The 26429-nt window shown below is 72.7% G+C and carries 20 protein-coding genes; 14 read left to right on the top strand and 6 right to left on the bottom strand.

Annotation, left to right across the window (positions count from 1 at the left end; translation table 11 throughout):
- Positions 1 to 70 precede the first annotated feature (70 nt).
- From LV78_RS16410 to eccE, 3 genes are all read right to left on the bottom strand, one after another.
- Positions 71 to 1630 (bottom strand): S8 family peptidase, encoded by a 1560-nt coding sequence (locus LV78_RS16410; RefSeq protein ID WP_253846112.1) that lies wholly within the window; start codon positions 1628 to 1630, stop codon positions 71 to 73.
- 300 nt (positions 1631 to 1930) lie between these two features.
- Positions 1931 to 2656: a hypothetical protein gene (locus LV78_RS16415; RefSeq protein ID WP_253846113.1), complete on the bottom strand. Its 726-nt coding sequence runs from the start codon at positions 2654 to 2656 to the stop codon at positions 1931 to 1933.
- Positions 2653 to 3981, bottom strand: a complete 1329-nt coding sequence (gene eccE / locus LV78_RS16420; protein WP_253846114.1) for a type VII secretion protein EccE — start codon at positions 3979 to 3981, stop codon at positions 2653 to 2655. Before eccE ends, LV78_RS16415 begins: the two co-directional genes overlap by 4 nt.
- Positions 3982 to 4214: 233 nt before the next feature.
- Between eccE and eccB the strand changes: the two genes are divergently transcribed.
- From eccB to LV78_RS16435, 3 genes are all read left to right on the top strand, one after another.
- The gene (gene eccB, locus LV78_RS16425) at positions 4215 to 5837 is read left to right on the top strand and encodes a type VII secretion protein EccB (RefSeq protein WP_253846115.1); all 1623 of its coding nucleotides are present in this window, start codon (positions 4215 to 4217) and stop codon (positions 5835 to 5837) included.
- Between the two features lie 303 nt (positions 5838 to 6140).
- Positions 6141 to 6485 carry a hypothetical protein gene (locus LV78_RS16430; RefSeq protein WP_253846116.1) on the top strand — a complete coding sequence of 115 codons (345 nt, stop codon included), beginning with the start codon at positions 6141 to 6143 and terminating at the stop codon, positions 6483 to 6485.
- A 14-nt stretch (positions 6486 to 6499) separates the two neighbouring features.
- Positions 6500 to 7630, top strand: coding sequence for a WXG100 family type VII secretion target (locus tag LV78_RS16435; protein ID WP_253846117.1), 1131 nt, complete (start codon positions 6500 to 6502; stop codon positions 7628 to 7630).
- Between the two features lie 288 nt (positions 7631 to 7918).
- Here the strand turns inward: LV78_RS16435 and mycP are convergent, their stop codons facing one another.
- Together mycP and eccD are read right to left on the bottom strand one after the other, a co-directional pair.
- Positions 7919 to 9397, bottom strand: a complete 1479-nt coding sequence (gene mycP / locus LV78_RS16440; RefSeq protein ID WP_253846118.1) for a type VII secretion-associated serine protease mycosin — start codon at positions 9395 to 9397, stop codon at positions 7919 to 7921.
- 11 nt (positions 9398 to 9408) lie between these two features.
- Entirely contained in the window at positions 9409 to 10803 is a 1395-nt protein-coding gene (eccD, locus tag LV78_RS16445; protein ID WP_253846119.1) for a type VII secretion integral membrane protein EccD, read from the bottom strand.
- A gap of 282 nt (positions 10804 to 11085) precedes the next feature.
- Here eccD and eccCa point away from each other — a divergent pair, with 282 nt between their 5' ends.
- Positions 11086 to 15087 (top strand): type VII secretion protein EccCa, encoded by a 4002-nt coding sequence (gene eccCa / locus LV78_RS16450; RefSeq protein WP_253846120.1) that lies wholly within the window; start codon positions 11086 to 11088, stop codon positions 15085 to 15087.
- 126 nt (positions 15088 to 15213) lie between these two features.
- On the opposite strand, the gene LV78_RS16455 is transcribed toward eccCa, so the two are convergent.
- Positions 15214 to 15855, bottom strand: coding sequence for a hypothetical protein (locus tag LV78_RS16455; protein WP_253846121.1), 642 nt, complete (start codon positions 15853 to 15855; stop codon positions 15214 to 15216).
- Between the two features lie 560 nt (positions 15856 to 16415).
- Here LV78_RS16455 and LV78_RS16460 point away from each other — a divergent pair.
- The 10 genes from LV78_RS16460 to LV78_RS16505 all read left to right on the top strand — a co-directional run bounded on the left by LV78_RS16460 (position 16416) and on the right by LV78_RS16505 (position 26371).
- Positions 16416 to 18374 carry a type VII secretion-associated protein gene (locus tag LV78_RS16460; RefSeq protein WP_253846122.1) on the top strand — a complete coding sequence of 653 codons (1959 nt, stop codon included), beginning with the start codon at positions 16416 to 16418 and terminating at the stop codon, positions 18372 to 18374.
- Positions 18375 to 18391: 17 nt separating this feature from the next.
- Positions 18392 to 18808 (top strand): hypothetical protein, encoded by a 417-nt coding sequence (locus LV78_RS16465; protein ID WP_253846123.1) that lies wholly within the window; start codon positions 18392 to 18394, stop codon positions 18806 to 18808.
- 148 nt (positions 18809 to 18956) lie between these two features.
- Positions 18957 to 19274 (top strand): WXG100 family type VII secretion target, encoded by a 318-nt coding sequence (locus LV78_RS16470; protein ID WP_253846124.1) that lies wholly within the window; start codon positions 18957 to 18959, stop codon positions 19272 to 19274.
- A gap of 83 nt (positions 19275 to 19357) precedes the next feature.
- Positions 19358 to 19648, top strand: coding sequence for a WXG100 family type VII secretion target (locus LV78_RS16475; RefSeq protein WP_253846125.1), 291 nt, complete (start codon positions 19358 to 19360; stop codon positions 19646 to 19648).
- Positions 19649 to 19951: 303 nt separating this feature from the next.
- The gene (rplM, locus tag LV78_RS16480) at positions 19952 to 20395 is read left to right on the top strand and encodes a 50S ribosomal protein L13 (RefSeq protein ID WP_253846126.1); all 444 of its coding nucleotides are present in this window, start codon (positions 19952 to 19954) and stop codon (positions 20393 to 20395) included.
- Between the two features lie 23 nt (positions 20396 to 20418).
- Positions 20419 to 21012 (top strand): 30S ribosomal protein S9, encoded by a 594-nt coding sequence (gene rpsI / locus LV78_RS41615; RefSeq protein WP_253846127.1) that lies wholly within the window; start codon positions 20419 to 20421, stop codon positions 21010 to 21012.
- A gap of 118 nt (positions 21013 to 21130) precedes the next feature.
- Entirely contained in the window at positions 21131 to 22465 is a 1335-nt protein-coding gene (gene glmM / locus LV78_RS16490) for a phosphoglucosamine mutase (protein ID WP_253846128.1), read from the top strand.
- A gap of 281 nt (positions 22466 to 22746) precedes the next feature.
- Positions 22747 to 23040, top strand: coding sequence for a WXG100 family type VII secretion target (locus LV78_RS16495; RefSeq protein WP_253846129.1), 294 nt, complete (start codon positions 22747 to 22749; stop codon positions 23038 to 23040).
- Positions 23037 to 25904: a hypothetical protein gene (locus LV78_RS16500; RefSeq protein WP_253846130.1), complete on the top strand. Its 2868-nt coding sequence runs from the start codon at positions 23037 to 23039 to the stop codon at positions 25902 to 25904. The genes LV78_RS16495 and LV78_RS16500 overlap by 4 nt, the downstream gene beginning before the upstream one ends.
- Positions 25901 to 26371, top strand: coding sequence for a hypothetical protein (locus tag LV78_RS16505; RefSeq protein WP_253846131.1), 471 nt, complete (start codon positions 25901 to 25903; stop codon positions 26369 to 26371). The genes LV78_RS16500 and LV78_RS16505 overlap by 4 nt, the downstream gene beginning before the upstream one ends.
- Positions 26372 to 26429 lie beyond the last annotated feature (58 nt).

Consider the following 26429-nt stretch of genomic DNA (forward strand, 5'->3'; position numbering starts at 1 on the left):
CCCCCGTGGACGGGACGGCCCGCTGCGTCCGCGCGCCGTCCCGTCCCCGGAGCCGCTCAACCAGCGGCCACTACAGGTTCAGCGTCCACGAGTCGATGAACCCGGTGTCCTGCGGGAAGTTGTCCCGGACCCGCAGCTGCCACGTGCCGTTCGCGGTCTCCGCCGACAGGTTCAGCCGGTAGGTCGCGTTCAGGTCGTCCGCGCTGTCCGCGCTGGAGTGCACCTTCAGCTGCTGCACCACCCCGGACGGCGTGATCAGGTCCAGCGACAGGTCGCCCCGGTAGGTGTGCTTGACCCGCACGTCCACCGACGAGCTCGCGCTCGCCTTCCCGGCGCAGCCGCTGATGGCGATCGAGCTGGTCGTCGAGCCCAGGTCCGGCACGGCGACGTCCTCGTCGTTCACCACGCCCCGGCAGCCGGTCGGCGGCACGGCGGGCTCGCCGATGACCCTGAGCAGCTTGTTCGGCGACCCGGCCCCCGGATTGGTGACCAGGCCCGGCGTGGCCGCCTCGACCAGCGCGTCGCGGACCTGCTGCGGCGTCGCGCTCTGGTTCGCGGCCAGGTAGACCGCCGCCGCGCCCGCGACGTGCGGGGTGGCCATGGAGGTGCCGCTGATGGTGTTGGTGGCGGTGTCGTCGGTCAGCCAGGTCGAGGTGATGTCGGTGCCGGGCGCGTAGAGGTCCAGGCAGGTCCCGATGTTGGAGAAGTCGGACCTGGCGTCGGTGCGCGCCGTCGAGCCGACCGTGATGGCCTCCGCCGTGCGCGCGGGGGAGCGGGTGCAGGCATCGCCGCCGTAGTTGTTGCCCGCCGCCAGCGCGTAGACCACGCCGGAGGCGATCGAGCCGCGCACCGCCTGGTCCAGTGCGTCGTTGCCGCCGCCGCCCAGGCTCATGTTGGCCACGGCGGGCTTCACCGCGTTCGCGGTCACCCAGTCCACGCCGCCGATGACCTGCGCCCAGGTGCCCTCGCCCGCGCAGTCCAGCACCCGCACGCCGACCAGCGCCACCCGCTTGGCCACGCCGTGCGCGGCCCCGCCGATCGTGCCGGACACGTGCGTGCCGTGGCCGTCGCAGTCCGAGGCGTCGTCGTCGTTGTCGACGGTGTCCCGGCCGGACGTGGCCCGGCCGCCGAAGTCGCTGTGCGAGAAGCGGATGCCGGTGTCGATGACGTACGCGGTGACGCCCTCGCCGCCGTTGGGGTAGGTGTACGAGCCGTCCAGCGGCAGCGGGCCCTGGTCGACCCGGTCGACGCCCCACGACGGCACCGGCGACTGGGTGTCGGCGACCTTCACGACGGCGTCCTGCTCGACGTAGTCGACCGCCGGGTCGGCGGCCAGCTCCCGCGCCTGCTTCTCGCTCATCCGCGCGGAGAAGCCCTTCAGGGCGCTGGTGTAGGTCCGCTCGACCCGCGCGCCGTACTTGCTCCCCAAGGTGCTCGCGGCGACCCCGGCGTCGCCCTTCAGCACCACGATGTAGCTGTCCGCGATGGCGTTCTCCGCGCCCAGCCCCCGCAGGTCCCCCTCGGCCGCCGTGGCGGGCGCCGCCGCCAGCGCCGCCGTGACCGCCCACGCCGTCGCCGCCGCCAGCCCGATCCCGACCGCCCGTCTGACCCCTGTCCCGCGAACGTCCATGCCGGTTTCCCCTCTCGCCGGGCGTGCCCTGGCCGCTGCCGGAGCGCAACCGGCCGGGCACGATCCGTTAGTTCGTAGCCGGCGGGGGGAGAGGCGCGCAAGAACCCGGAGGGGAAGTCAGGCTAATGCCCGCGCTCGGGCGTCCGGCTGACTGCGGGAAGCCGCTTCCCTGCGGTCACAGCGTTTCCACGGCCGAAACACCGTCGTTTCGGGAACCGGGCCGAACCGGAATCCGGGCCCCGCAACGGGAAGCGCCCCGGAGCACGGGGCTCCGGGGCGCTTCGGGCGTGGCGGGCGGGGTCAGTCGCCCCGGCGCACCGCGCCCAGGATCTGCTGCTCGGCCGGGTTCGTGACCAGGCGCAGCGGCATCCACAGGTTGAAGCCCGCAGCGATCACCTGGTCGTCCTTGAGCGTGGTCAGCTGCTGCGCCAGCTGCGGCGGCCTGCGCATCGTCTGGCACACCTGCTGCGCCTGCTGCATCGGCATCCGCTGGAACAGCACCAGCTCGGAGTTGACGATCGTGCTGGTCGCCTGCGGGTGCAGGTAGGGCAGCACGTACATCGTCGTCTGCCACGGCGAGCGCGGCGGGAACAGCTCCTGCGGCACGTGACCGCCGTCGTGCAGCACCAGCACCGGGCTGTCCTCGGACGGCCGGGGCAGCTCGACCGGGCTCAGCCTGCGCAGCTGCACCGGCGAGTTCCGGTCCTCCGGGTTGGCCCCGGTCGCCTGGATCACCGGGGCCCACGCGCGCGGGCGCCCGGTCGCGATCACCACGGTGGCCCCGGTCGCGGCGGCCCGCAGCGCGATCTGCCGCGCCAGGTACAGGCCGCCCACCATCGCCATGCGGGTCGGGGCGTTGCGCAGCACGGAGACCGTCACCGGCTCGCCCTGCGGGCCGGAGCCGAAGATCATGCCGCCGCGCTCGCCGGAGGGGCTGGTGACGTCCAGCAGCTTCGGGTCCACCAGGAACTCGGGCGCGACGCCCTTGCCGACGCCCCGGTTGTCCAGCAGTCGGGAGTTCGTCACGCGACGCCCCCCAGCGGGAGGGTCGCGGACAGGCCGGACGCCTGCATCCCGTTCAGCGGGGTCAGGGTGATGTCCAGCTTGTCCGACATCGCCTTGAGCTTGGTGTCGGCGGTGTCGAGCTGCGCCTGGTTGCGGGCGCTGACCCGCACGAGGCCGCGCAGGCCGACCCGGCCCTCCTCGCTGCTCGGCGAGATCGACATGGACAGCGTGGACGACAGCGCGCGCACGCCGGTCAGGCCGTTCAGGTTGGCGCGCATGCCCTTCGACGGCCAGCCGGTGATGGCGTAGCTGGAGTGGCCGACGCCGCCCGCCGAGACGCCCGACCACTTCTCGCGCAGCGACACCGGGTTCGCCGAGCCCGCGACCGAGGTCAGCTCGGCGGCCGAGATGCCCGCGCGGATCAGCTCGTCGGCGTCCAGCGGCCGGATCGACACGCCGACGGACTCCAGGGCGTTGCGGACGCGGGACAGCGCGCCGATGAGGGCGCGGTGCGCGCCCACGACGCCGCCGCCGCGCTCCCGGATCGCCGCGGCGCAGCGCTTCGGGTCCAGCCGCACGGCGATCCACGTGGTGCGCCGGGAGGCGGTGGGCAGCGGGCCCAGCAGCTCCAGGTACGAGGTCAGCGCGGGCGAGTTCGCGGACAGCGAGGCGCTGCCGGGGTAGCAGTGCCAGATCACCGAGATGGCGTCCAGCACCACGCCCCGGTCCTCCAGGCACGGGACCAGCGCGCCCAGCGGCAGGTTCGGCGCGCTGCCGACCGGGTTGATCAGGCCGGGCGTCGGGTCCACCAGCAGCACGGCGGTCCAGGCGCCCTGGTGCCAGGCGAGGCCGAGCGGCCTGCGCTCGTGGTCGACGCCCTTCGCGATCACCAGGTCCGGCACGGCCAGGCGCAGCAGCGCGACCCGCGAGTCCTCGGGGCCGATGACGGAGGACTCCTCCGCCTGCGGCTTGGACTCGGCGGGCGCGTCGGTCTTGGCGGTGCGGCTGTGCGAGCGGGTGTTGTACCGCGCGACCAGCACGATCCACTGGGTCAGCCAGCGCCCGCGCGACCTGGCGAACGCCAGGATCAGGGCGACCAGCAGCACACCGCCTGCCGAGTACATCAGGACCGGGTCGATGCCGTCCCCGGTGGCGCCGATGGCGAGCAGGAGCAGGCCGATGGCGAAGCCGACCTCGAGGACGACCAGGTTGGCGACCGGCAGCGAGCCGAGGCTCGAACCGGAGGCGCGCCTGCGGGCGCGCAGAGCGGAGGCGGGCACAGCCTGCGCGCCACCGCCCGCCGGGCCGGGACGGCCCTGGGGCGGGGGCTGCGGGGGGCGGGGCATCCCTGGCCTGGGCGGCTGCCCCCGGCCGGGGCCCTGGCCCGGTCCAGGGCGAGGAGTGGTCACGGACATCCGATCTGGTCTCTTTCCCCTCGGTGTTCAGTGCGCCTCGGGCGGCGAGGAGGATGCCGGTTCGAGTGTCACCCTGTGGGGTCTTCACGATCCCGCGTACGGGTTACCTCTGCTCCGGCTATCGTGCAGAACCGTACCGCGACTGGGAGAGCAGCGAGCCGAGAATGGCATCAACACCCACCACCAAGTCACAGGTCCAGGCGTACCGCTTCGTGCTGCGCCGGATGCAGTCAGCCCTGGTGCGCCGAGACGCCGTCATGCTGCACGACCCGATGCGCACGCACTCGCGTGCGACCGCGGTCGGCGTGCTGCTCGGCGTCATCGGCCTCCTCGGGTTCATGATCTACGGCTTCTTCTCGCCGGAGCCCCAGGTCGACGACCAGACGCAGATCGCCATCAGCAAGGAGACCGGCCAGGTCTACGTGGTCCAGAACAACCCCAAGGTCCTGGTCCCCATGACGAACCTGGCGTCCGCGCGGCTGCTGCTGTTCCAGCAGTCCACGCCGGACCAGTCCCAGGGGGCCGTCGGCGGCGGGGACGCGGCGGGCACGGGCGGCGGGGCCGCGGGCGGCGAGCCCAAGCTGGTGAGCGAGAAGGCGCTGGCCAAGCTGCCCAAGGGGCGGCTGACCGGCATCCCGGACGGGCCGGACGTGCTGCCCGCCGACCCGGCGGGCCGGATCGGCTCGGAGTGGTCGGTGTGCGACCGGCTCGACCTGGACGACACGCTCAACAACCCCGCCTCCAAGGGCAAGTTCGAGACCACGGTCCTCGCGGGCGTCAGCGGCGGCGGTTCGCTGCTCGACGGCAACAAGGCGCTGCTGGTCAAGGCGGGTGCGGACGACGCGGCGACCTACCTGGTCTACAAGGCGCCGACGAACTCCAAGATCACTTCCACCAGCACCGTGCGGGCGAAGGTCGACCTGACCAAGCCCGAGGTGCGCAACGCGCTGAACCTGACCGGCAAGGAGCCCAGGGCGGTCAGCGTCGGCCTGCTCAACGCGATCCCCGAGGCGAAGGAACTCGTCGCCCCGAAGATCGAGGACCAGGGCGCGTCGGTCGACTACGTCGCGGGCGAGTCGATCAAGGTCGGCAACGTCATCGAGGTCAAGCGCACCGGTGAGAACTCGGTGTTCTACGTGGCGCTCAAGGGCGGCCTGCAGGAGATCAGCAAGGCGTCCGGCGACCTGATCAGGGCGAGCCGCGCGCAGGGCGAGCCCAGGGTCGTCGACATCGCCAAGATCAACGAGTCGCTGCGCCCGGACAACCCGCTCGACCTGGCCGACTACCCGAGCGAGGTGCCCGACGTCCTGGTGCCCAACCAGAACAACGTCGTGGTCTGCCTGGGGTGGAGCGCCAAGGACGTGAACGCGGGCAACAAGTCGCAGCACACCCAGGTGACCATCGCGCCGTCGCTGCCCACGCAGAACACGTCGGTGCCGGTGCGGATCAACCAGGTCGGCGCGACCGGCGAGGTCGTGGACTTCTTCGTCATGGCCTCCGGCAAGGCGGCCGTGGTCCGCTCGGCGACGTCCACCCAGGACTTCGGCAGCGGCCCGATCCACATCATCACCGGTCGCGGCGTGAAGTACGGCGTCCCGGACACGGCGACGGCCGCCGCGCTCGGCCTCGGGCAGGACGGCTTCGCGCCGGGGCCCGAGTCGATCCTGCGGCTGCTGCCCAACGGACCGCAGATGAACCGGAACGACGCGGCGCGGAGCTGGGACTCCATCCCGACGGACAAGAGCCTCGGGACGCTTCCCACGAACAACCAGGCCGCAGGCGGCTGACCCCGCCCCGGCCGTCGGGAACGCGCTGGTGAGGACCAGCGCGTGACCGGCGGGCCGCACCAGTCGCGAGACATCGGGCCCGGCGATCGCCGGGCCCGATGTGCGTTTGGGGGGTGGGGTGGAGGGGCGGGGCAGTGCGGTGGTGGAGTGAGTGGGGCGGGTGCGGTGGTGTGGTGGGGCCGGTGGGGGGTTTGACTGGAGGGTGAGGTTGTCCGGGGTGGGGTTCCGGAAGCTCGCTCGCTCGCTTCCGGGGAACCACCCCGCTTTCCAGTTCGTCTGAGGGGAGAGGTCTGGGGGGCGCACGTGGTCGAGCAGGTGGGCAGGGGCAGCGGGAAGGTCGAGGTCGACGCCCGCTGGCTGGAGCTGTACGCGCGGCGGGTCGGCGAGGCCGCCGACGAGCTGGGGAAGGCGCGGGACGAGCTGCGCTCGGGGCCGACGCTGACCTCGGCGTTCGGCGACCTCGGGCGCTCCCTGCGCAGCGTCGAGTCCTACCGGCGGGCCGCCGAGGTGCTGGACCAGCAGCTCGACCGGGCCTGCGCGACCCTGGGCTCGGCGGCCGAGGGGCTCGCGGCGGTGGCCGACAGCTACGGCGGGCAGGACGAGGAAGTGGTGGCGATGCTCCGCGCCGTCGAGCGGCAGCAGGGCTAGCGGGAGGACCGGGGATGGCGCGCGAGGACGGCCACCAGATCGCCGCGAGGATCGAGCCGGAGCTGGACTACCTGTCCGGCATCAGCCGCAGGCTCGGCGCGCGCGACCTGGTCGAGGAGTACTTCCAGCCCGTCGTGGGCAAGTGGGCCGACCTGCACGCGGAGGCGGAGCGCTGGCGCGCGGCGGGCCTCGTCGCCGAGCACGTCACCCGCGACCTGACCAAGCCGCTGGGCAGGCTCGACTCGGCCTGGCAGGGCCAGGACGCCGAGTCGTTCGTCCGGCACATGCAGCAGGTGGGGCTGGCCGGGCACGACCTGTCCGACGCCATGAACGTCATGGGCGACGCGCTCGACGCGACCGCCGATGGGGTGCGCGGGGCCGTGGAGGAGCTGGCCTCGCTGTTCGCCGACGCGGCGGAGGCGGTGTCGGCGGCGGCCTCGCTGCCGCTGGACGGGGACCGCAGGGTGCTCCAGCACCTGGAGGACCTGCGCGACCCGGCCCGCGAGCTGCACGAGTCGGTGCGGGACATGCTGGAGGGGTTCCTGCGGCTGTGCGACTCGGTGTCCGGCGAGGGCGAGGACGAGTTCGCCGCCGTGCGGATGGACCACCGGTTCCCCGAGCAGGACTGGAAGTCCTCGGAGCTCGCGGAGCGGAAGGCCGCCGCGAAGGCCGCCGAGGACGCCGCGAAGGCGGCTGAGAAGCCCGCTGAGCCTGCGGCGGAGGCGGAGACGCGGAAAGCCTCGGCAGGCGCCGGTGGCGCGGTGGGCGGCGGTTCCGGCGGTGGTGGCGGTGGCTCGGTGAGCGGCCTCGGCGGTGGTGGCGGAGGCGGCGGCGTGCCGCTCGGTCCCGCGCCCGGCGCCGGTGGCTCCCAGGGGCAGCTCCAGCCGGGCGGCTACAGCGCCGTCGCCGAGCAGGGCGCCGGTGGCGCGGCTGCCAGGACCGCCGCCGCAGCGGGCGGCGGAGCGGGCGCGGCCGGTGGGATGGGTGGCATGGGGATGATGGGCGGCGGCATGATGGGCGGCGCTCCCGGCGGCCAGCAGGGCGGCGAGAAGGAGCACAAGTCCAAGTTCCGGCTCACCGGGACCATCGAAGAGGTCTACGGGAAGCCGAAGCGGAGCGCGCCGCCGGTGCTCGGCGAGGACTGACCCGGTTGGTCCAGCGGCTCCGGCCGCTGCGGGAAAATTCATCGAACTCGCTTCGGCTTGCCGAAGGAAAGTTCCCCCTCCCGGTGGGACGAAGGTGGCCCGTAATGGGCCTTTTGGTCACGTTGCGTGGCGAAAAGGCCCCGTTCGTGTCCGGTTCAGGGGTTTGCGGAACGTGGCGTTTCGAGCCCGGCCGGGGGTCTGCGGGAGTTCTGAGGCGCTTCAGGAATGCGAAAAGGGCCCTCGGGAGGAATTCCTCCCGAGGGCCCTTTTTCGTCGTCGGACGAGGCGTCAGAACGCCGACTTCACCGGTTTCCGCTCCCGGTTCCGGTTCACCGTGTGGACGATGAACAGGGTCAGCAGCAGCGCCCCCACCCCCAGCCCGGTGCCCGCCAGCGCCACGATCATCGGCGTCTTGCTCGGCGGCGCCCCGGTGTTCAGGTCGGTGAAGATCTGCTCCGGGTTCTCCGGCTTCGCGCCCGCCCGCTCCAGCGGCAGCTCGGCCGTCAGCGCGGCGATGGGGTTGACCATGCCCGCGCCGACCTTGTGGTCGCTGCCGCCGGGGTTGCCGGGGTGCTGGGCCGTCGACTTGATCCGGTCCATCACCTGGTGCGCGTTCAGCTCCGGGAAGCGCTCGCGCACCATCGCCACCACGCCCGCCACGTACGGCGCGGCGAAGCTGGTGCCCTGGATGCGCGCGGCCTGGCCGTTCGGGTCCACGGTCGCGTTGGTCAGGCCGCTGCCCGCCGGGTCCAGCGTGACGATGTCCTCGCCGGGCGCCGCGACGCTCACCCACGGGCCCCACACCGAGAAGGTCGACACGCCGCCCTGCTGGTTCATGGAGGCCACCGACAGCACGTCGTCGGAGTACCAGGGCGGCGAGGCGACGACCTTGACCGTCTCGGGGTCCGCGTTGTCGTTCTGGCTCGCGCACCCGCTGGACTTGCTGTTCGGGTCGCTCGCCACCAGGTTGCCCGCCGCCGTGACGATGACGGCGTCCTTGGTGTTGACCGCCCAGTCGATCGCGGCCTGGAGCTGCTTCTCCTGGGCGCTGGAGCCGTTCGGGTTCGGCGACTCGCACGCGGTCAGCGAGATGTTGATGACGTCCGCGCCGTCCTCGGCGGCCTTCACGATGGCCCGTGCCAGCGTGCCGACCTTGCCCGCCGTCGGCCTGCTGTCCTGCTTGGCCGGGTCCTCGAACTTGTAGTGCGCGCTGGTCTGCCGGTAGGCCAGGATCTGCGCCTCCGGCGCGGCGCCGACGAAGCCCGTCTCCGGGTCCCGCCCGGCCGCCGCGACGCCCGCCACCTCGGTGCCGTGGCCGTCGCAGTCGACGCCGCCGTCGCCCTCGCCCTTGCCGACGTAGTCGCCGCTCGCCTGGACCCGGCCCTCCAGCCGGGGCTGCTTCGCGTTCACGCCGGTGTCGATGACGGCCAGCTTGACGCCCTTGCCGGTGGCGAAGCGGTGCGCCTCCTCCAGCCGCAGCTGCATCTGGCCCCACGGCTTCTCGGCGATCTTCTGGTTGCCGGTGCTGGAGGTGATGCAGCTCAGGTGCTTCTGGTACTCCACGTCCCGGCTGGCCGGGCCGATCGGCGGGCGCGCCCCCTTGTCCAGCGGGGGCGGCTGCGAGTTCGGCGCCTTCTTCGCGGTGCTGCTGGGCGCGCTGCTCGACGGGCTGTCGTCCCCGGCGGGCTGGGCGAGCGCGCCCGGCGCGGTGAGCAGGGTCATGGCCACGGCCGTGACCGCCGCGGCCCTGCGCGTCGTCCGTCGCATGGTCACCAACCTCAGGCCGGGAGGAGCTGGCGCATGACCACGTACATGTCCATGACGGCGAGCGCCAGCGGGAGCACGGCCGCGATCAGGATGGCCTCCAGGACGTCCACGGTGCGGCGCAGCACCGGGGAGAACTTCTGCTGGGGGAAGATCACGCCGAGCACCAGCGACAGCGCCCCGACCAGGAGCAGCGCGCCGAAGACGAACAGCAGCCGGTCGCCGGGCGAGGACGCGACCAGCCAGCCGACCAGCACGCCCGCGCCCGCGAACATGCCGCTGACCAGCAGCGCGACCGCCTGGGCCCCGTTGGCGTAGGCCCGGCCGCGCAGCAGCAGCACGAGGGTGACCACGATCGCCAGGATCGGGCCGAACACCGTGCCGTCACCGGCGGCGATGACCGCGAACAGCGCCGCGACGCCGCCGCAGCCGATGATCATGCCGGTCAGGTACTCGTGCGCGTTCGCCGTGCGCCGCTCGATGACCGCGTACTCCGGGAAGCCGGTGTCCTCCTTCAGGTCCTCCGCGTTCGTGGGGACCATGGGCAGGGGCAGCTTCGCGAGCTGGATGGTCAGCCTGGGCAGCGCGGACAGCGCGGCCAGGCTCACCGCCGCCGTGGCCGCGGCGATGCCGACCATCGGGTGCTCGACGAACAGCCCGATGAGGAACGCCAGCCCGCTCAGCGCGCCCGCCGTGGCCGCGGCGATGAACACCGTGATGCCCCGGCCGATGAGCAGGATCGCCGCCGAGGCGAAGATCAGCACCAGCACGCTGGCCAGCAGCAGGTTCGCCATGCCCACCGGGCCGGGAACCGCGTAGAGCCCGGCCACGTAGGCCATCGGCAGGCTGCCCGCCGCGACGATCAGCACGCCCGTGCCGATCGCCGAGTAGGACCGCGCCACGACCGTGCCCGCCGCGATCGCGACGATGGCCGCGACGCCCGCGCTGATCGCCGCGGCCAGGCTGGAACCGCCGCCGACCGGGCCCGCCATCAGCACCGCGACGGCGGCTGCGGCCAGGCCGAGCGCGCCCGCGATGTGGCCGTACTTGCGGGCGGTCTCCTTGGTCCACGGCCGGTAGCTGTCCGGATCGGACTCCGCGATCGCGTCGACGACGTCGTCGTACAGCGGAGGCGGAGGGTTCTCGTTGCGCTTGCGCAGCTGAAGCAGCTCGCCGTCCACGACCCCCAGCGACGCCAGCGTGCGGCCGGGGTCGAGCGGGCTGTCGCCCAGCTTCGCCAGGCACCACCCGCCGTGGCGCACGCCACCGTCGGGCGTCGCCTCCTTGGCCATGTCGAGCAGCATCGGCAGCAGGTCGGCCACCGCGACGTCGGCGGGAAGCGCGACGTCGATACGCGTTCGCGGCGCCACCACCGTCACCCGGCTGAACACCGTCGTACCGGTCGCCACCAGCGCCCCCTAATTCCTGGAAGAGTGTGTGCTTGCGGGTCGCCCGACCCTATTCGGCAACCTCGACGCCGACCGGGCGGCCCCAAGTATGGCCCCAGCGGTCCCACCGGTAGGCCGGTTCGGGTGAAGCTGTTGCCCGTTGTTTTCCCGGACCCACCGACGTGGCGCGCCGTGATGCGCCATAGTGTCGGTTGCCGGTCGGCCGGGCGTCAGCGCCCGTGGTCTGGGCCGAAGAGCCCGTGCCAGGCGATGGTCTTACTAGTTGTGTGAGGTGCCTGTTCGGTGAGCACGCTGCAGTTCAAGCGCATGGCGCGCCTTGCTGCGCCCCGACCGCCCGGCGGTGAGGTCCACCTCGAACCGCCACCCGAGGTGCCCCGCGTCATCCCCGGCAACATCATGATGAAGGCGATGCCCGTCGTCATGATCATCTCGTCCGTGGGCATGATGGCGCTGATGTTCACGTACAGCAATCGGAGCCCGGCGGCGATGATCATGCCGGGGATGATGCTGGTGTCGACCATCGGCATGATGGCCAGCGGCATGGGCTCCGGGAAGGGCCAGAAGAAGGCCGAGATGAACGAGGACCGCAAGGACTACCTGCGGTACCTCGGCCAGATGCGCGACCGCGCCCGCGAGGCGGCCGACGAGCAGCGCGCCGAGCGCGAGTGGGTCCACCCCGACCCGCAGATGCTCTGGTCGCTGGCCACCACGCGGCGGATGTGGGAGCGCAGGCAGAGCGACCCGGACTTCTGCCACCTGCGCGCGGGCCGGGGCTCGCAGCGGTTGGCGACCCGGCTCGTCCCGCCGCAGACCGGCCCCGTCGAGGAGCTCGAGCCCATCGCGACCCTGGCGCTGCGCCGCTTCGTGCGCGCCCACTCGCTGGTGCCCGACCTGCCCATCTCGATCGCGCTGCGCGGCTTCGCCGCCGTCGGCCTGATCGGCGAGATCAACGAGAAGCGCGGCCTCGCCCGCGCCCTCATCGCGCAGATGGCGACCTTCCACTCGCCCGACGACCTGCTCATCGCGGTCGTCACCACCGGCCGCACCAAGGCCGAGTGGGAGTGGGCGAAGTGGCTGCCGCACGTGCAGCACCCGTCGATCGTCGACGGCATCGGCCAGCTGCGCATGATGGCCAGCTCGCTCGCCGAGGTCGAGGCGATGCTGGACGAGCAGCTGCGCGAGCGCCAGCGGTTCACCCGCAACGCGCCGCCGCCCAACGACCAGCCGCACATCGTCATCGTCATCGACGACGGCGACGTGACCAGGGAGGAGCAGATCCTCCTCGAGGAGGGCCTGGTCGGCGTCACCCTGCTCGACCTGTCCGAGTCCCTCGGCAACCTGACCGCCCGGCGCGGCCTGCGCCTGGTGATCGAGGACGGCAAGCTCGGCGCCCGCAGCGCCAGCGGCGTCGAGTGGTTCGGCGGCCCGGACTCGCTCAGCCTCACCGAGGTCGAGGCGCTGGCCCGCAGGCTCTCCCCGTACCGCATCGGCGGCGTGGGCGACGCGGGCGGCGACACCGAGGACCCGCTGTCGGCCAACCCGGCCCTGCTGGAGCTGCTCGGCATCCCCGGCGACCCGATGACCTTCGACGTGCAGCAGGCCTGGCGCCCGCGCCCGATGCACGACCGGTACCGCGTGCCGTTCGGCATCGGCGAGTTCGGCCAGGCCGTCGAGCTGGACATCAAGGAAGCGGCCGAGAACGGCATGGGCCCGCACGGCCTGTGCATCGGCGCGACCGGTTCCGGCAAGTCCGAGTTCCTGCGCACCCTGGTGCTCGGCCTGCTGGCCACGCACTCGTCGACCGCGCTCAACATGATCCTGGTCGACTTCAAGGGTGGCGCGACGTTCCTCGGCCTCGACGACGCGCCGCACGTCGCCGCGACGATCACCAACCTGGCGGGCGACCTGACCCTGGTCGACCGCATGAAGGACGCGATCGCGGGCGAGGTGTCCCGCCGCCAGGAGGTCCTGGCGAAGGGCAACTACAAGAACGTCTGGGACTACGAGCAGGCCCGCGAGCGCGGCGCCGACCTCGACCCGCTGCCCGCGCTGTTCATCTGCATCGACGAGTTCTCCGAGATGCTGACGGCCAAGCCGGACTTCATCGACATCTTCCTCCAGATCGGCCGCGTCGGCCGGTCGCTGCAGATGCACATGCTCCTGGCGTCGCAGCGGCTGGAGGAGGGCAAGCTGCGCGGCCTGGACACGTACCTGTCGTACCGGATCGGTCTGAAGACCTTCTCCCCGGCGGAGTCGCGCGCCGCGATCGGCGTCCCCGACGCCTACGAGCTGCCGCCCATCCCCGGCTCCGGCTACCTGTCGGTGCAGGGCTCCGGCCTGATCCGGTTCAAGGCGCTCTACGTGTCCGGCCCCTACCGCCCCGCGGGCATCCAGGTGGCCGGTCCCGCCGCGCCGGTGAGCGGCGACAAGCGCCCCCGGTACTTCGTGCCCGACTACATCGAGATCCCCAAGGAGCCCGAGCGGCCCAAGCAGCAGGTCGTCGAGGTCAAGAAGGAGGACGACAAGAACGAGGAGAGCGAGCTCGAGGTCATCGTCCGCAGGCTCAAGCACCAGGGCCCGGACGCCCACGAGGTGTGGCTGCCGCCGCTCAACGAGCCGCCGACCCTCGACGCGATCCTCCCGCCGCTCCAGCAGACCGACGACCGGGGCCTGTGCGCGCCCGGCTACCCGGCCAACGGCAGGCTCGCCGTGCCGCTGGGCGTGGTCGACAAGCCGTTCGAGCAGCGGCGCGACGACCTGTGGGCGGACTTCTCCGGCGCGGCCGGGCACGGCGCGATCGTCGGCGGCCCGCAGTCCGGCAAGTCGATGATGCTCCGCACCCTGATCACGTCGATGGCGCTGACCCACACGCCCGAGGAGGTGCAGTTCTACTGCCTCGACCTCGGTGGTGGCACGCTCGCCTCGCTGGAGCGGCTGCCGCACGTCGGTGGCTTCGCCTCCAGGCTCGACGTGGACAAGGCGCGCCGCATGGTCGCCGAGCTGTCCGGCCTGATCGCCGAGCGCGAGCTGAGGTTCCGGGCGCAGGGCATCGACTCGATGGTCGAGTTCCGCAACCGCAAGCGCCGGGGCGAGATCCGCGACGACGACTTCGGCGACGCGTTCCTGATCGTCGACGGCTGGATGAACTTCCGGCAGGAGTTCGAGGCGCTGGAGCCGATGGTCCAGGCGCTCGCCGCCCAGGGCCTGTCCTACGGCGTCCACCTCGTCGTGGCCGCCAACCGGTGGGCCGAGATCCGGCCCGCGATGAAGGACCTCCTGGGCACCCGCCTGGAGCTGCGGCTCGGTGACCCGAGCGAGTCCGACGTGGACCGCAAGGTCGCCGTCAACGTCCCGCCCGGTCGTCCCGGTCGCGGTCTGTCGCCGCAGAAGCTGCACTTCCTGGTCGCCCTGCCGCGCATCGACACCTTCTCGGACCCCGAGAACGTGGCGGCGGGCGTGCAGGACATGATCAACAAGGTGAGCGGCTCCTGGCGGGGCAGGCACGCGCCGTCGGTGCGACTGCTGCCCGACCTGCTGCCGCACCAGGAGCTCATGACGGCGGTCGCCACGACCAACCCGAACCGGGGCCACCTGGTCCCGATCGGCGTCAACGAGGACGAGCTGGCCCCGGTCTACCTGGACTTCGACGCCGACCCGCACTTCATGGCGCTGGCCGACGGCGAGGCGGGCAAGACCAACATGCTGCGCACCATCGTGCGCGGCATCATGAACAGCTACACCTCCAACGAGGCGCTGATCATGCTGGTCGACTACCGCCGCACGATGCTCGGGTTCATCGACACCGACCACCTGCTGTCCTACGCGGTCTCGTCGACCCAGCTGGTCGACATGATCAAGGACGTGCAGGGCTCGATGAAGGGCCGTCTGCCCGGACCGGACGTCACGCAGGACCAGCTGCGCAACCGGTCCTGGTGGAAGGGCCCCGAGCTCTTCGTCATCGTCGACGACTACGACCTGGTGGCGCCGCAGGGCAGCCAGAACCCGCTGGCCCCGCTGGCGGAGTTCATCCCGCAGGCCAAGGACGTCGGCCTGCACGTCGTCGTGGTCCGCCGCATGGGTGGCGCGTCCAGGGCCATGTACGACCCGATCCTGGGCAAGCTCCGGGAGATCTCGGCGCCGGTCATGGTCGGCTCGGGCTCCAAGGAGGAGGGCGCCATCGTCGGCAACCTCAAGGCCTCGCCGCAGCCCCCCGGCCGGGGCACGCTGGTCACCCGCAAGCTGGGCCAGCAGCGCGTGCAGTTCGCCTGGATCCAGCCGGAGTAAGGGCGCGCGAAACGACGAGGACCCCACTTCCCCCGCTGTCGGGGAGGTGGGGTCCTCCGCTTTCCGGGTCCTGCTCCGGGCGGGCGGTCGTCGGTGGACGGTCGGCGCGATCCCCCGCACGGCCCCTCAGCGCGCCCCGGCCGCCCGCTTCCCCGCCCCGGCGCCCCTGGTGAGCCTGCGCAGCCCCACGTTCAGCGCCAGGCCCGACAGGCGCCCGTACGGCGTGCACGTGCTGTCCAGCAGCAGCGCCCCCTCGTACCGCTCCAGGCCCCACGGCTGGGCCACCACCGTCTCCCCGCCGTCGAGCGGGACCACCAGCAGCAGGTCGCCGAACCGGCGCGAGTCCACCTTCAGCTCGACCCGGCCCGCCGTGAAGTTCATCCGCAGGTGCTCGCTGACCCGCAGCCCGGTCAGCTCCAGCACCAGCGAGGGCAGCCCCCACTCCGCGACGGTCGCCACCGTGCGCTCGCTCACGTGGGCGTGCACCGACCCGGCGCGCACCCGCCCGAAGCGGGCGACGGCGCGGTCGGCGTCGTCCCGGATCGCGGTCGTGTCCGGCAGCGGCACGGCCAGCGGCCGGGCGATCAGCCGCGCCGGGCTCAGCTCGCGCGCGACCCTGCGCAGCGAGCTGTCCGCGTCCGAGCCGCGCTCGGGCAGCGAGCGCACCGTCGCCAGCTCGCGCAGCGCGCACGTCCAGTGGCCCGCGTAGCGCAGCGCGTGCTCGCCGGTCAGCTGGTGGGGTGCGGATAACGCGGCTTCCGTCGTCATCTCGGGCTCCGTTCCGGGGTGGCGGGGGCGTTCGGGCGGGAAACCCGGCGCGCACCGCCGATATGATCCAGCCGAACACGCGAACACGTGGGTTGACCACCCCCTTCGGTTGTTCCGCCGGTTGTTCCCCTCAAGTCCTTCCGATACCGGTTACAGGCTGCTGACCAGCGATCACGTCTCCGTGAGCGACCGATCGGGAATCACCGGACCGGGTGTCCGAGAAGGATGCACTTCCCGGTGAGCGGATGCCAGGGCCCCTTTCCCCGAACCGCTCCGGAAGGCGCTCGGCCCGTTCACCGGAACGCCCCGACCGGGGCACGGGCGAGTTCCACCGCGTCGCGCCCGTGAGAGTTCTCACCGGGGTGCGCCGGGCGCGCGGCGCGCGGGGGGAAAGCGACCGGGAGGTGTCCCGGCGGTGTCGGGGAGGTGTTCGCGCCCTCCCGCGCGACCGGCGCGGGGCGCTCGCGGCGGGGGAGCCCGGCCGCACCGGGCGGCGGCGCGTCGGACCGATCCTGTATGCATGGTCCCGGCAGGCCCCGGTCGGACGCGGGGAGGTGCGGATGAGCCTGCGCGTCGCCGTCGACTTCGGCACGTCCAGCACCTGCGTCGCCGTCTCGGTGCGCGGGCGGGAACCGCAGGTCGTCGTGGTCGACGGTCAACCGATCGTCCCGTCCGCCGTGTTCGCCGCCGCCGACGGCACCCTGTTCGTCGGCCAGGAGGCCGAGCGGCAGGCCGCCGTCGACCCCGCGCGCTACGAGCCGCACCCGAAGCGCCGCGTCGACGAGTCCGAGCTGCTGCTGGGCACCACGGTGCTGCCGGTGGCCGACGCGGTGCGCGCCGTGCTGGCCCGCGCGGTGGACGAGGCCAGGCGCTTCGCGGGCGGGGCCCCGGTCGACCAGCTCGTGCTCACCCACCCCGCCGCGTGGGGCGCGGTGCGCACCGGCGTGCTGCTGCGGGCCGCGCACGGCCTCGGCCGCGAGGTCCGGCTGGTGCCGGAGCCGGTCGCCGCCGCGGTGTTCCACTCCGCCTCGCACGCGGTGCCGGACGGCGCCGCGCTGGCCGTGCTCGACCTGGGCGGCGGCACGGTCGACGCCAGCGTCGTGGTGCGCCGCGCAGGCTCGTTCCAGGTGCTGGCCTCCGAGGGCGACCCCGGTTTCGGCGGCGCGGACATCGACCAGGCGCTGCTGGAGCACATCGGCGGCTCGCTCGCCGAGGCCGACCGCGCGGCGTGGGCGCAGCTCGTCGAGGGCAGGGAGCTGGCCGACCGGCGCAAGCGGCGGGTGCTGCGGCAGGACGTGCGCGGCGCCAAGGAGACCCTGTCCCGGCACTCCTACACCGACGTGCCGCTGCCGCCGCCGCTGCCCGACGCGCACGTCACCAGGCTCGACCTGGAGCGGCTGGTGGCCGAGCCGCTGGCTCGGGCCGCCGCACTGGTGGCCTCCACCGCGCGCGCCGCCGGGTTGGAGCCCGGCGCGCTGGCCGCGGTGTTCCTGGTCGGCGGCACGAGCCGGGTGCCGCTGGTGGCGCGCCTGGTGCTGGAGCAGACCGGCGCGGTGCCGACCAGCATCGACCAGCCGGAGACCGTGGTGGCCAGGGGCGCGCTGCTCGCGGCGGCCGGTCCCGGCGAGCAGCCCCGCGCGGGCGGGCCGTCCGGGACCGAGGGGCCGACCACCCGGATCACCCCGCCCGACGACGGGGCCACCCACAAGATCACCCCCGCCGACGGGCGCACCCGCAAGATCACCCGGCGGATGACCGCGCCGCCGCTGCCCGGCCCGGTCCAGTCGAGCCCGGTCCAGCCGGGGCCGCCGCAACCCGGCCCGCCGCAGTCGGGCCCGTTCGCCCAACCGCAGCTCCCGCCACCGCTCCCGCCGCCCCGGCTGACCCGATTCCCGAGCACCATGCCGCCGCAGCCCCGGCCCCGACCGGGGCCGCCCGCGCGCCGCAGCCGGGTGCCGCTGGTGGTCGGCGGGGTGCTCGCGCTGGTCCTGGTGGTCGGCGCGGCCACCGCCTACGCGCTCACCGGCGGCTGGTGGTCCGGTTCCGGCCCGTCGCCCGCGCCGACCACGTCCGCGCCGCCCGCCGACGAGCGGGTCACGGCCCAGTACGACTACCGCTTCTCCCGGCCGGAGGGCTGGGAGCAGTCCGGCAGCGACGCGCAGGAGCGCAGGGTGCAGCTCAAGCCCTCGGGCGCGACCGGCGACGGCGCCGTGCTGGTCGTGCAGGAGCGCAGGCTCAACTACGACGCGACCGCCGAACCCGGTCGCGCGCAGGCCGAGCTGCGCGCCCAGTACGAGGCGGGCGGGGCCGGCTTGTCCGATTTCGACGCGGGCGCGTCGTTCGCGGGCAAGGATGTGGTGCACTTCCGCGAAGCGGGCCAGGGCGCCTCGACCGACTGGTACGTGGTGTTCCAGGAGCGCGTGCAGGTCAGCGTCGGCTGCCGGTACGCGGACCAGGACCGCGAGCGGGTGCGGTCCGCCTGCGAGCACGTGGTGCGGACCCTGTCCGTGACGAGCTGACTTCCGGAGCAGGGGGCATGACCGGCATCCAGGACGCCTACGCCAGGTTCCGCTCGGACCTGGCCGCCGCCACCACCAGGGCGAGCCGGGCCTCGGGCGAGGGCGGCGCGCGCAACGCGGCCCTGCGCGCGGCCACCAGGGAGCTCGCCGACCGGGCGCGGGCGGGCAAGCCCGACCCGGCCTCCACCGGAACCTCCCCGGACGTCCGCAGGGTGGCGGGCGGCTGGCGCGAGGGCAGGGGGCTGCCCGTCGAGAATTTGCCCTCGGAAATGCCGGGCGCCGCCGGGGAATCGCAAGCGCAAACGGAAGCGAATGCAAATCGGGTGCACGAGCAAACGCGACCGGCGTCACGTCCCGCGACGGCCCGAGGTGCGCGACCGGCGGTGGAGCAGGGCGATGACGAGGACTTTTCGCAAGCGCGAATCATGAGCTGAGGCGGGCGCCACGTCACTGAGCGTTTACACGCGCAACTACTTCCGGTGAATGCGCGACAGCGGGGAACCGGTCGTGGCAGTGTCTGCGTCGCAACACCGTGCCGGCCCGGCACAGGCTTGATCTCAATGACCTAGGGGGTCACACGCAATGGCTGGTTACTCCACCGGAACTCCCGAGCTCCAGAACGCGGCTCGGGACATCACCAACACCAACGGCAACGTCCAGGGCATCCTGGGCCAGCTGCGGTCCACGGTGGACTCGCTCGCCCCCGCGTGGGTGGGTAACGCCGCCGACTCGTTCAACAAGCTGATCGAGCGCTTCAACGACGACGCCCGCAAGCTGAACGAGGCGCTGCTCGCCATCGCGAACGAGATGGACAGCACGGCCGCGACCTACATCCAGCAGGAAGAGGAGCAGGCGCAGGAGATGTCCACCATCTCCAACCGCCTCGGTGGCGGTTTCTGATCGTTGGGAATTCATTCCCACGCTCTCTTCGCTCCACCTGCAATTCTTTTTCCGCTGTGTAGCTTCACTTCCTAGGGGAGATCATGAACGACCAGATCAAGGTTGACTTCGGGCAGCTGTCCGGCGCCGCGGGCGACATCTCGGGCCACGCCACCAAGGTGCAGACCGAGCTGGACGAGCTCAAGCAGCGCCTCGCGCCCGTCATCGCGCAGTGGGAGGGCTCGAGCTCCGAGACCTACCAGGAGGCGCAGCGCAAGTGGGACACCTCCGCTGCCGACCTGCAGCAGGTCCTCGCGTCCATCGGTACCGCCGTCGCCGCGGCCACCGAGGCCTACCAGTCCGCTGAGCAGCGGAACACCGGCCGCTGGGGCTGATCCCGCTCGCGGTCCGCTGCGACCGCGATCGCCAGCCGCGCCGCGGGCCCCGCGACCTCACGGTCGCGGGGCCTCGGCACGTGCGGGGGCAGGTCCCCGGCGCGTTCTCGACGACCGGTTGCACAGCGTGACAGGGGGGTCGTTTTGACCCGCCCGACACCCAACCGGTATCTTCCTACTTTGTTGTGCGGTACCCGGGTGCGCCCACTGCGCTCCTCGTGTTCTGGTCCTTGCCCGTGATTGGGGTCCGGCCTGAGCAGCCGCCGCAATGACCCCTGACGCAAGTGACGACGAGGTAGACCCGTGCGCACGTACAGCCCGAAGCCCGGCGAGGTGACCCGCGCCTGGCACGTGATCGACGCCCAGGACCTGGTGCTCGGTCGGCTCGCCACCCAGGCCGCGACGCTGCTGCGCGGCAAGCACAAGCCGACCTACGCCCCACACGTTGACACCGGTGACTTCGTCATCGTCATCAACGCGGACAAGGTGGCGCTGACCGGCAACAAGCGGGAGCAGGCGTTCGCCTACCGCCACTCCGGCCACCCCGGTGGTCTGAGCAAGCAGTCCTTCGGCGAGCTCCTCGACACCCGCGCCGACCGCTTGGTCGAGAAGGCGATCAAGGGCATGCTGCCCAAGAACCGCCTCGGCCGCGCGATGGCCTCCAAGCTGAAGGTCTACACCGGCTCGGAGCACCCGCACGCCGCGCAGCAGCCGCAGCCGTTCGAGATCAAGAAGGTCGCCCAGTGACCGAGCAGAACGAGGAAGTCGCCGTGAGCACCCCTGAGACCGAGAACGACGCCGCCCCGGCGGCGGAGGTCGCCGAGTTCGACGCCGTCGAGGCCGAGGCCACCGAGGGCGAGGCCGCTGAGGCCGACGCCGTCGACGGTGACGTCGAGTCCGACGCCGACGTCGAGGTCGAGGAGGGCGAGGTCGAGGAGGAGTCCGCTCCCGTCGTCCTCCACCAGCTGAACGGCGCGCCGCACCTGGCGCAGACCGTCGGCCGCCGCAAGGAGGCGATCGTCCGCGTTCGCCTGCTGCCCGGCACCGGCAAGTTCACGCTCAACGGCAAGACGATGGACCAGTACTTCCCGAACAAGGTCCACCAGCAGCTCATCCGCGAGCCCCTGGTCACGACCGAGAAGCCCGAGACGTTCGACGTCATCGCGAACCTGCGCGGCGGCGGCACCACCGGCCAGGCCGGTGCGCTGCGCCTCGCGATCGCCCGCGCGCTGATCGCCGTCGACTCCGAGGACCGCCCGGTCCTCAAGAAGGCCGGCTTCCTCACCCGCGACCCGAGGGTCAAGGAGCGGAAGAAGTACGGCCTCAAGAAGGCGCGCAAGGCGCCTCAGTACAGCAAGCGCTGACCCCTTCACCGGGAAGGCGAGCACCACACTGCGGGAGCAGCGGTTCACCGAACCGCTGCTCCCGCAGTGCTCTGTGTGGGGTTCGCCACTGCTTCGACCACACGGAGGCCCGCACATCATGGCTCGGCTGTTCGGCACCGACGGCGTTCGCGGGCTCGCGAACGCCGACCTCACCCCGGAACTCGCGCTCTCCGTCGCCGCCTCGGCGGCGCGGGTGCTCGCCGAGCACGACCGGTCGCACCGCCCCGTCGCGGTGGTCGGCCGCGACCCCAGGGCCAGCGGCGAGATGCTGGAGGCCGCCGTCGTGGCGGGCCTGGCCAGCGCGGGCGCGGACGTGCTGCGCGTGGGCGTGCTGCCCACGCCCGCCGTCGCGCACCTGGTCGGCGCGCTCGGCGCCGACGTCGGCGTGATGATCTCCGCCTCGCACAACCCCATGCCGGACAACGGGGTGAAGCTGTTCGCCGCCGGTGGGCACAAGCTGCCCGACGCCGTCGAGGACGAGATCGAGCAGAAGCTCGGCGAGGGCGCGCACCGCCCGACCGGCGCCGAGGTGGGCCGGGTCCGCGACGTGCCGGACGCCCTGAGCCAGTACGTCGAGCACCTGCTGAAGGTCGTGCCGAGCAGGCTGGACGGCCTGAAGGTCGTGGTGGACTGCGCGAACGGCGCGGCGTCCGGCGCGGCCCCCGAGGCGTACCGCAGGGCGGGCGCCGAGGTCGTCGAGATCAACGCGGCCCCGAACGGCCTGAACATCAACGAGGACTGCGGCTCGAACCACATCGCGCAGCTGCGCGCCGCCGTCCTGGAGCACGGCGCCCACCTCGGCATCGCGCACGACGGCGACGCGGACCGCTGCGCCGCCGTGGACGCGAACGGCGACGAGGTCGACGGCGACCAGATCATGGCGGTGCTCGCGCTGGCCATGCAGGAAGCGGGCGAGCTGACCGACAACACCCTGGTGGTGACGGTCATGAGCAACCTGGGCCTGCACCTGGCGATGCGCGAGCACGGCATCGCGCTGCGCACCACGGCGGTCGGCGACCGGTACGTGGTGGAGGAGCTGCGGGCGGGCGGCTACGCCCTGGGCGGCGAGCAGTCGGGCCACGTGGTCCTGCCCGCGCACGCCACGACCGGCGACGGCCTGCTCACGGCGCTGCGCCTGATGGCGCGGGTGGCGTCCACCGGCAAGCCGCTGGCGGAGCTGGCGGGCGTGATGCGCAGGCTGCCGCAGGTGCTGCTGAACGTCGTGGTGTCCGACAAGGCGACGGTGGCCGCGGCCCCGTCCGTGGCGGAGGCGGTGGCGGCCGTGACGGAGGAGCTGGGCGACACCGGTCGCGTGCTGCTGCGGCCGTCGGGCACGGAGCAGCTGGTGCGGGTGATGGTCGAGGCCCCGACGCACGAGCTCGCGGAATCGGCGGCGCAGCGGTTGGCGGGCGTGGTCAGCGCGGTGCGCTGAGCGCGCGGCGTGGGTTGGAATTTCCTGGCGGTCCGCCGGGGTGCGTTGCCCCCTTCGATGAAGTGATCATTTTCCCGGATCGGTGAACTCGGGACGCCTTTGCGCGGGCGTTCCGAGTTCACCGCCGTCCGAGGACGATCCCGCCCCCTCGCGCGTTGTTCGCTCCGGCAAAGACGATGCGAAATCCGCTGTTCGGCGGAGAGCCACCTGGCAGGCTGTGCACGGAACCTGGTGGCGCCTGAACGCGTCCGAACCAGGAGTTCAAGGGGAGGGCGGAAGCAGTGGCTGGTTACGGGGTCAGTCCCGCTGATCTGCAGAAGGTCGCGGGCCAGTACGAGGACCACGGGACGGACATCATCCAGATGAGCTCCGGGTTGGCCCCCGGCGTCGGCGCGGGCCAGGTCGGGCGGAAGTTCCAGGGTGTCGCGGCCACGTACAAGGCCTACTTCGACCGCCTCCAGGAGAACGTGAACACCTTCGGGCGCGGCTCCAACAACGTCGCCCAGCGGCTCAAGGACGTCGCGAACTCGTACCAGGGCGAAGAGCAGGGCAACGCCTCCAGGTTCGGCGGGTGATCGCGGTGGCCGACCAGAACGAGATCAAGAAGCTCCTCGACGACCCGAACGTCACCGGGGACACCAAGAAGCAGCTCGTGCGGGCGCTGGCGGGGGCGGGCGCGAGCGAGGACGAGGTGCGCCGCTACGGCGAGGCCAACGGCGTCGAGGTGCCGGACGACCCCGGTTTCTGGGACTACGTCGGCACGGGCGTCCTCCTCGTGCCCACGGTGGGCCTCAGCGGGGCGAAGCTCGCTCACGACGAGGGTTCGCGCGCCGCCTGGGAGCAGGACGGCAAGAACGCCGACTCCATCGTCGCCAAGGCCAAGGGGGAGCGCGAGCTCGGCTCCACCCAGAAGACCCTGGACGAGACCGGCGACTTCCGCTCCTCCGACGAGCTGCTCGACGCGGGCGCGCCCGGACTGCGGTTCTTCGAGACCTGGATCCCGCTCTACAAGGGCGCCAACGAGGCCAGCGGCCACAACGGCCAGGTGCCCGCCCTCACCGACCTCTACGCGAACTACGACCAGGTCAGGGGCATCGACCTGGTCAAGTTCCGCGAGGACGCGGAGAAGGTCGACAAGGCCGCGGGCGAGCTGGACGGCCACCAGAACCAGCTCGGTTCCGCCTGGAACACCCTCGGCGGCTGGCAGGGCGACGCGGCGACCGCCGCCAACGGCTTCAACGGCAAGTTCCTGAACACCGCCGGTGGCTTCATCGAGTCCACCAAGGGCGTGCCCGGCACGATCACCGCTGCGGCGAAGCACATCCAGGACCAGGTCAAGGACTTCGCCCAGGCGGTCCACGACATGCACTCGGACAAGTGCGGCCAGCTCGCGCCCGCCGAGGCGGTGGACGAGATCCGCAAGGCCAAGGGCGGGCTCCTGCCCAGCGACGTCACGATCAGCGACTGGCTGTCGGGCGACTGGATCTCGATGTTCGGGAAGGCCTTCGTCGGCCTGGTCCTCGGCGGACCCGTCGGCTCGGGCATCGGGGCCGCGATCGGCCTCGCGGACCACGCCAAGGACGTGCGCGAGCGGCTCATCACCGAGTCCAAGGAGAAGCTCAAGCTCCTCTGCCAGGAGTTCGACGCCAAGAAGCAGTCCTTCGACTCGTACTGCACCAGCGTCCAGACCGGCGTCCAGACCGGTTACGACACGATGTTCGGCCAGCTCGAGGGGCAGATCAAGGACAAGGCGCTCGGCGAGGTCACCGACGCGCCCTCGTTCAGCGGCGAGAACGGCAACGCCACCACCGCGCAGCAGTCCTCCTCCAACACCGGCACGGGCACCGGCACCGGAACCGGCACCGGCAGCGGGACGGGCACGGGCTCCGGCGGCGGGATGACGGGCTCCGGCGGCGGCGCGCCCGCCACGCCGGAGATGCCCGAGATCCCCACCCCCGAGAACCCCCTGGACGCGGACGGCGACGGCAAGCCGGACGGCCTGGAGGGCGAGGGCGGAGGCGCGGGCTCCGGGACCGGGGACGACACCGCGCCGTCGGGCGCGGGCGGCTCCGGGACCGAGGGGCCGGACGGCCTGGTCGGTGGGGGCGGCAAGCAGCCCGAGCAGGTCACCGTGCGCAGCGGCGACAACGAGCTGACCGTCACCGAGCCCGACGAGGACGGTCACGTGCAGCTCACCGTCGACACCCCGGACGGCCAGCCGAAGACCTACGACCTGGACTTCAGCGCCAACCCCGACGCGTACAAGGCGCTCACCGGCAAGGAGCTGCCCGAGGGCGGCGTCGTGGCGGACGGCTCCGCCGACGGCGCGGCGACCACGCCCGGTGCGGCGGGTTCCGGCGCGGTCGGCGCCGGTGGCGCGGGCGGCGCGGGTTCCGGCGGCGCGGCGGGCTCCGCCTCCGGCGCGGGCGGCTCGGCCACGCCGGTCCAGGCGGGCGAGGACGGCAGGGCCGTCATCGAGCAGGACGGCCTGAAGATCATCGCCGAGGTCGACCCGCTGACCGGGGAGATCAACCTGTCCGTCGACGACGGCCAAGGCGGTAAGCCCAACGAGTTCGGCGTCGAGTTCGGCGAGGACGCCACCTCGGCGGGCCTCGGCTCGCTGCCGGGCGCCGGTCTGCCGGGCGGCGCGGCCGGTTCCGCGACCGGTGCGGCCTCGACCGCGCAGGGCTTCGCGGCCGACGCCGATCAGCTCGTCGGGCAGGACCTCGCCGACCCGGTGGAGACCGCGCGGGGCTTCACCGAGCCGCTCGCCGAGGCCCCGCAGGCCTTCACCGAGCCGGTCGGCTTCACGGAGCCCGTCCAGGGCTTCACCGAGCCCTCCTACACCACCCGTGGCTTCACCGAGCCCGCTGCGGCGGCGTACGACGGCGCGCAGCAGGGCGCCACCTCCCAGGGCGGCACCACCTCGCCGAGCGCCACCGGCGTCGGCGCGGCCACCTGGGACGTCCCCGGCACGGGCGGCTCGTCCGGCGGCACCACCGTCACCTCGGGCGCCGCGCTGGTCGGCGACGCGGGCAGCGCCTTCGACAAGGTGGACGCGGCGCTGGGCGGCAGCTCCCTGTCCGGCTCCACCCCGGACGGCGTCGTGGGCCACGGCTCGCAGGACGCCTCGTCGAGCGGCTCGCCGGACGGCGCGGGCAGCTTCGCCGACACCCACACCTCCCAGGCCGGTCAGGCCGGTTCCGCCGTGCTCCCGTCCATGCAGGACGGCTCCGGCCAGGCCGCGAGCGGCATGATGGGCGGCGGGATGATGGGCGGCGGCATGATGGGTGGCGGCGGCGGTGGCCAGGGCGGTGGTCAGGGCGGCGACACCGAGCGCAGCTCCGGCCAGTGGCGCACCTCGGGCTCGCTGTTCGACGACGACAGCAGCGCCATGAACCGCCTGCAGGGCGTGCTGGGCGAGGGGAGCAACCGGTGATCCAGGTCGACGAGCGGGTCCAGGCGGCGTTCGACGAGGCGCTGGCCCGCACCCGCAGGGAGAACTCGCGGATCACCGCCGATCTGGCGGAGACCACGAAGCGGCTGGAGCACGAGTCGAAGGAGCGCGAGGCGCGCGCCGAGGCCGAGCGCGCCCAGCTGCGCGACAAGATCGACCGGATGATGACCGCGCCGCCGCAGAAGCCCCAGCCGAAGCAGGTGGACCGGGGCGCGGGCGAGCTGGCCTTCGGGCTGGAGGACGAGGAGGGCGACCCCCGGCCGTCCCGACCCGCCCAGGCCCCGGTGGAGCAGCAGCCCTGGGGCGGGCAGCCGACGCCGCCCACCCAGCCGTTCACCCAGCAGACGCCGTCCTGGCAGCAGCCCGCCTCGACGCCCCCCGCGCGGGGCCGCAGGGCCGCGCCGCCGCCGGACGACGACGACATGAGCGGCCAGACCTGGCTCTCCTGAGCCCGGTCGCACGAGCAGCGCCGCACGAGCGGCACCGCGCGTGGGGGCTCCCCCGTTT

It is taken from the genome of Actinosynnema pretiosum (assembly GCF_024171695.1).
In the GTDB taxonomy this organism is placed as follows: Bacteria; Actinomycetota; Actinomycetes; order Mycobacteriales; family Pseudonocardiaceae; genus Actinosynnema; species Actinosynnema pretiosum.

Bases quoted from the DNA above. Each gene is read 5' to 3' on its own strand.
- LV78_RS16455 (WP_253846121.1), bottom strand. From the start codon at position 15,855: ATGACGACGGAAGCCGCGTTATCCGCACCCCACCAGCTGACCGGCGAG.
- LV78_RS16465 (WP_253846123.1), top strand. From the start codon at position 18,392: ATGACCGGCATCCAGGACGCCTACGCCAGGTTCCGCTCGGACCTGGCC.
- glmM (WP_253846128.1), top strand. From the start codon at position 21,131: ATGGCTCGGCTGTTCGGCACCGACGGCGTTCGCGGGCTCGCGAACGCC.
- LV78_RS16475 (WP_253846125.1), top strand. From the start codon at position 19,358: ATGAACGACCAGATCAAGGTTGACTTCGGGCAGCTGTCCGGCGCCGCG.
- LV78_RS16470 (WP_253846124.1), top strand. From the start codon at position 18,957: ATGGCTGGTTACTCCACCGGAACTCCCGAGCTCCAGAACGCGGCTCGG.
- eccE (WP_253846114.1), bottom strand. From the start codon at position 3,981: ATGCCCCGCCCCCCGCAGCCCCCGCCCCAGGGCCGTCCCGGCCCGGCG.
- LV78_RS16435 (WP_253846117.1), top strand. From the start codon at position 6,500: ATGGCGCGCGAGGACGGCCACCAGATCGCCGCGAGGATCGAGCCGGAG.
- mycP (WP_253846118.1), bottom strand. From the start codon at position 9,397: ATGCGACGGACGACGCGCAGGGCCGCGGCGGTCACGGCCGTGGCCATG.
- LV78_RS16410 (WP_253846112.1), bottom strand. From the start codon at position 1,630: ATGGACGTTCGCGGGACAGGGGTCAGACGGGCGGTCGGGATCGGGCTG.
- LV78_RS16460 (WP_253846122.1), top strand. From the start codon at position 16,416: ATGAGCCTGCGCGTCGCCGTCGACTTCGGCACGTCCAGCACCTGCGTC.
- eccB (WP_253846115.1), top strand. From the start codon at position 4,215: ATGGCATCAACACCCACCACCAAGTCACAGGTCCAGGCGTACCGCTTC.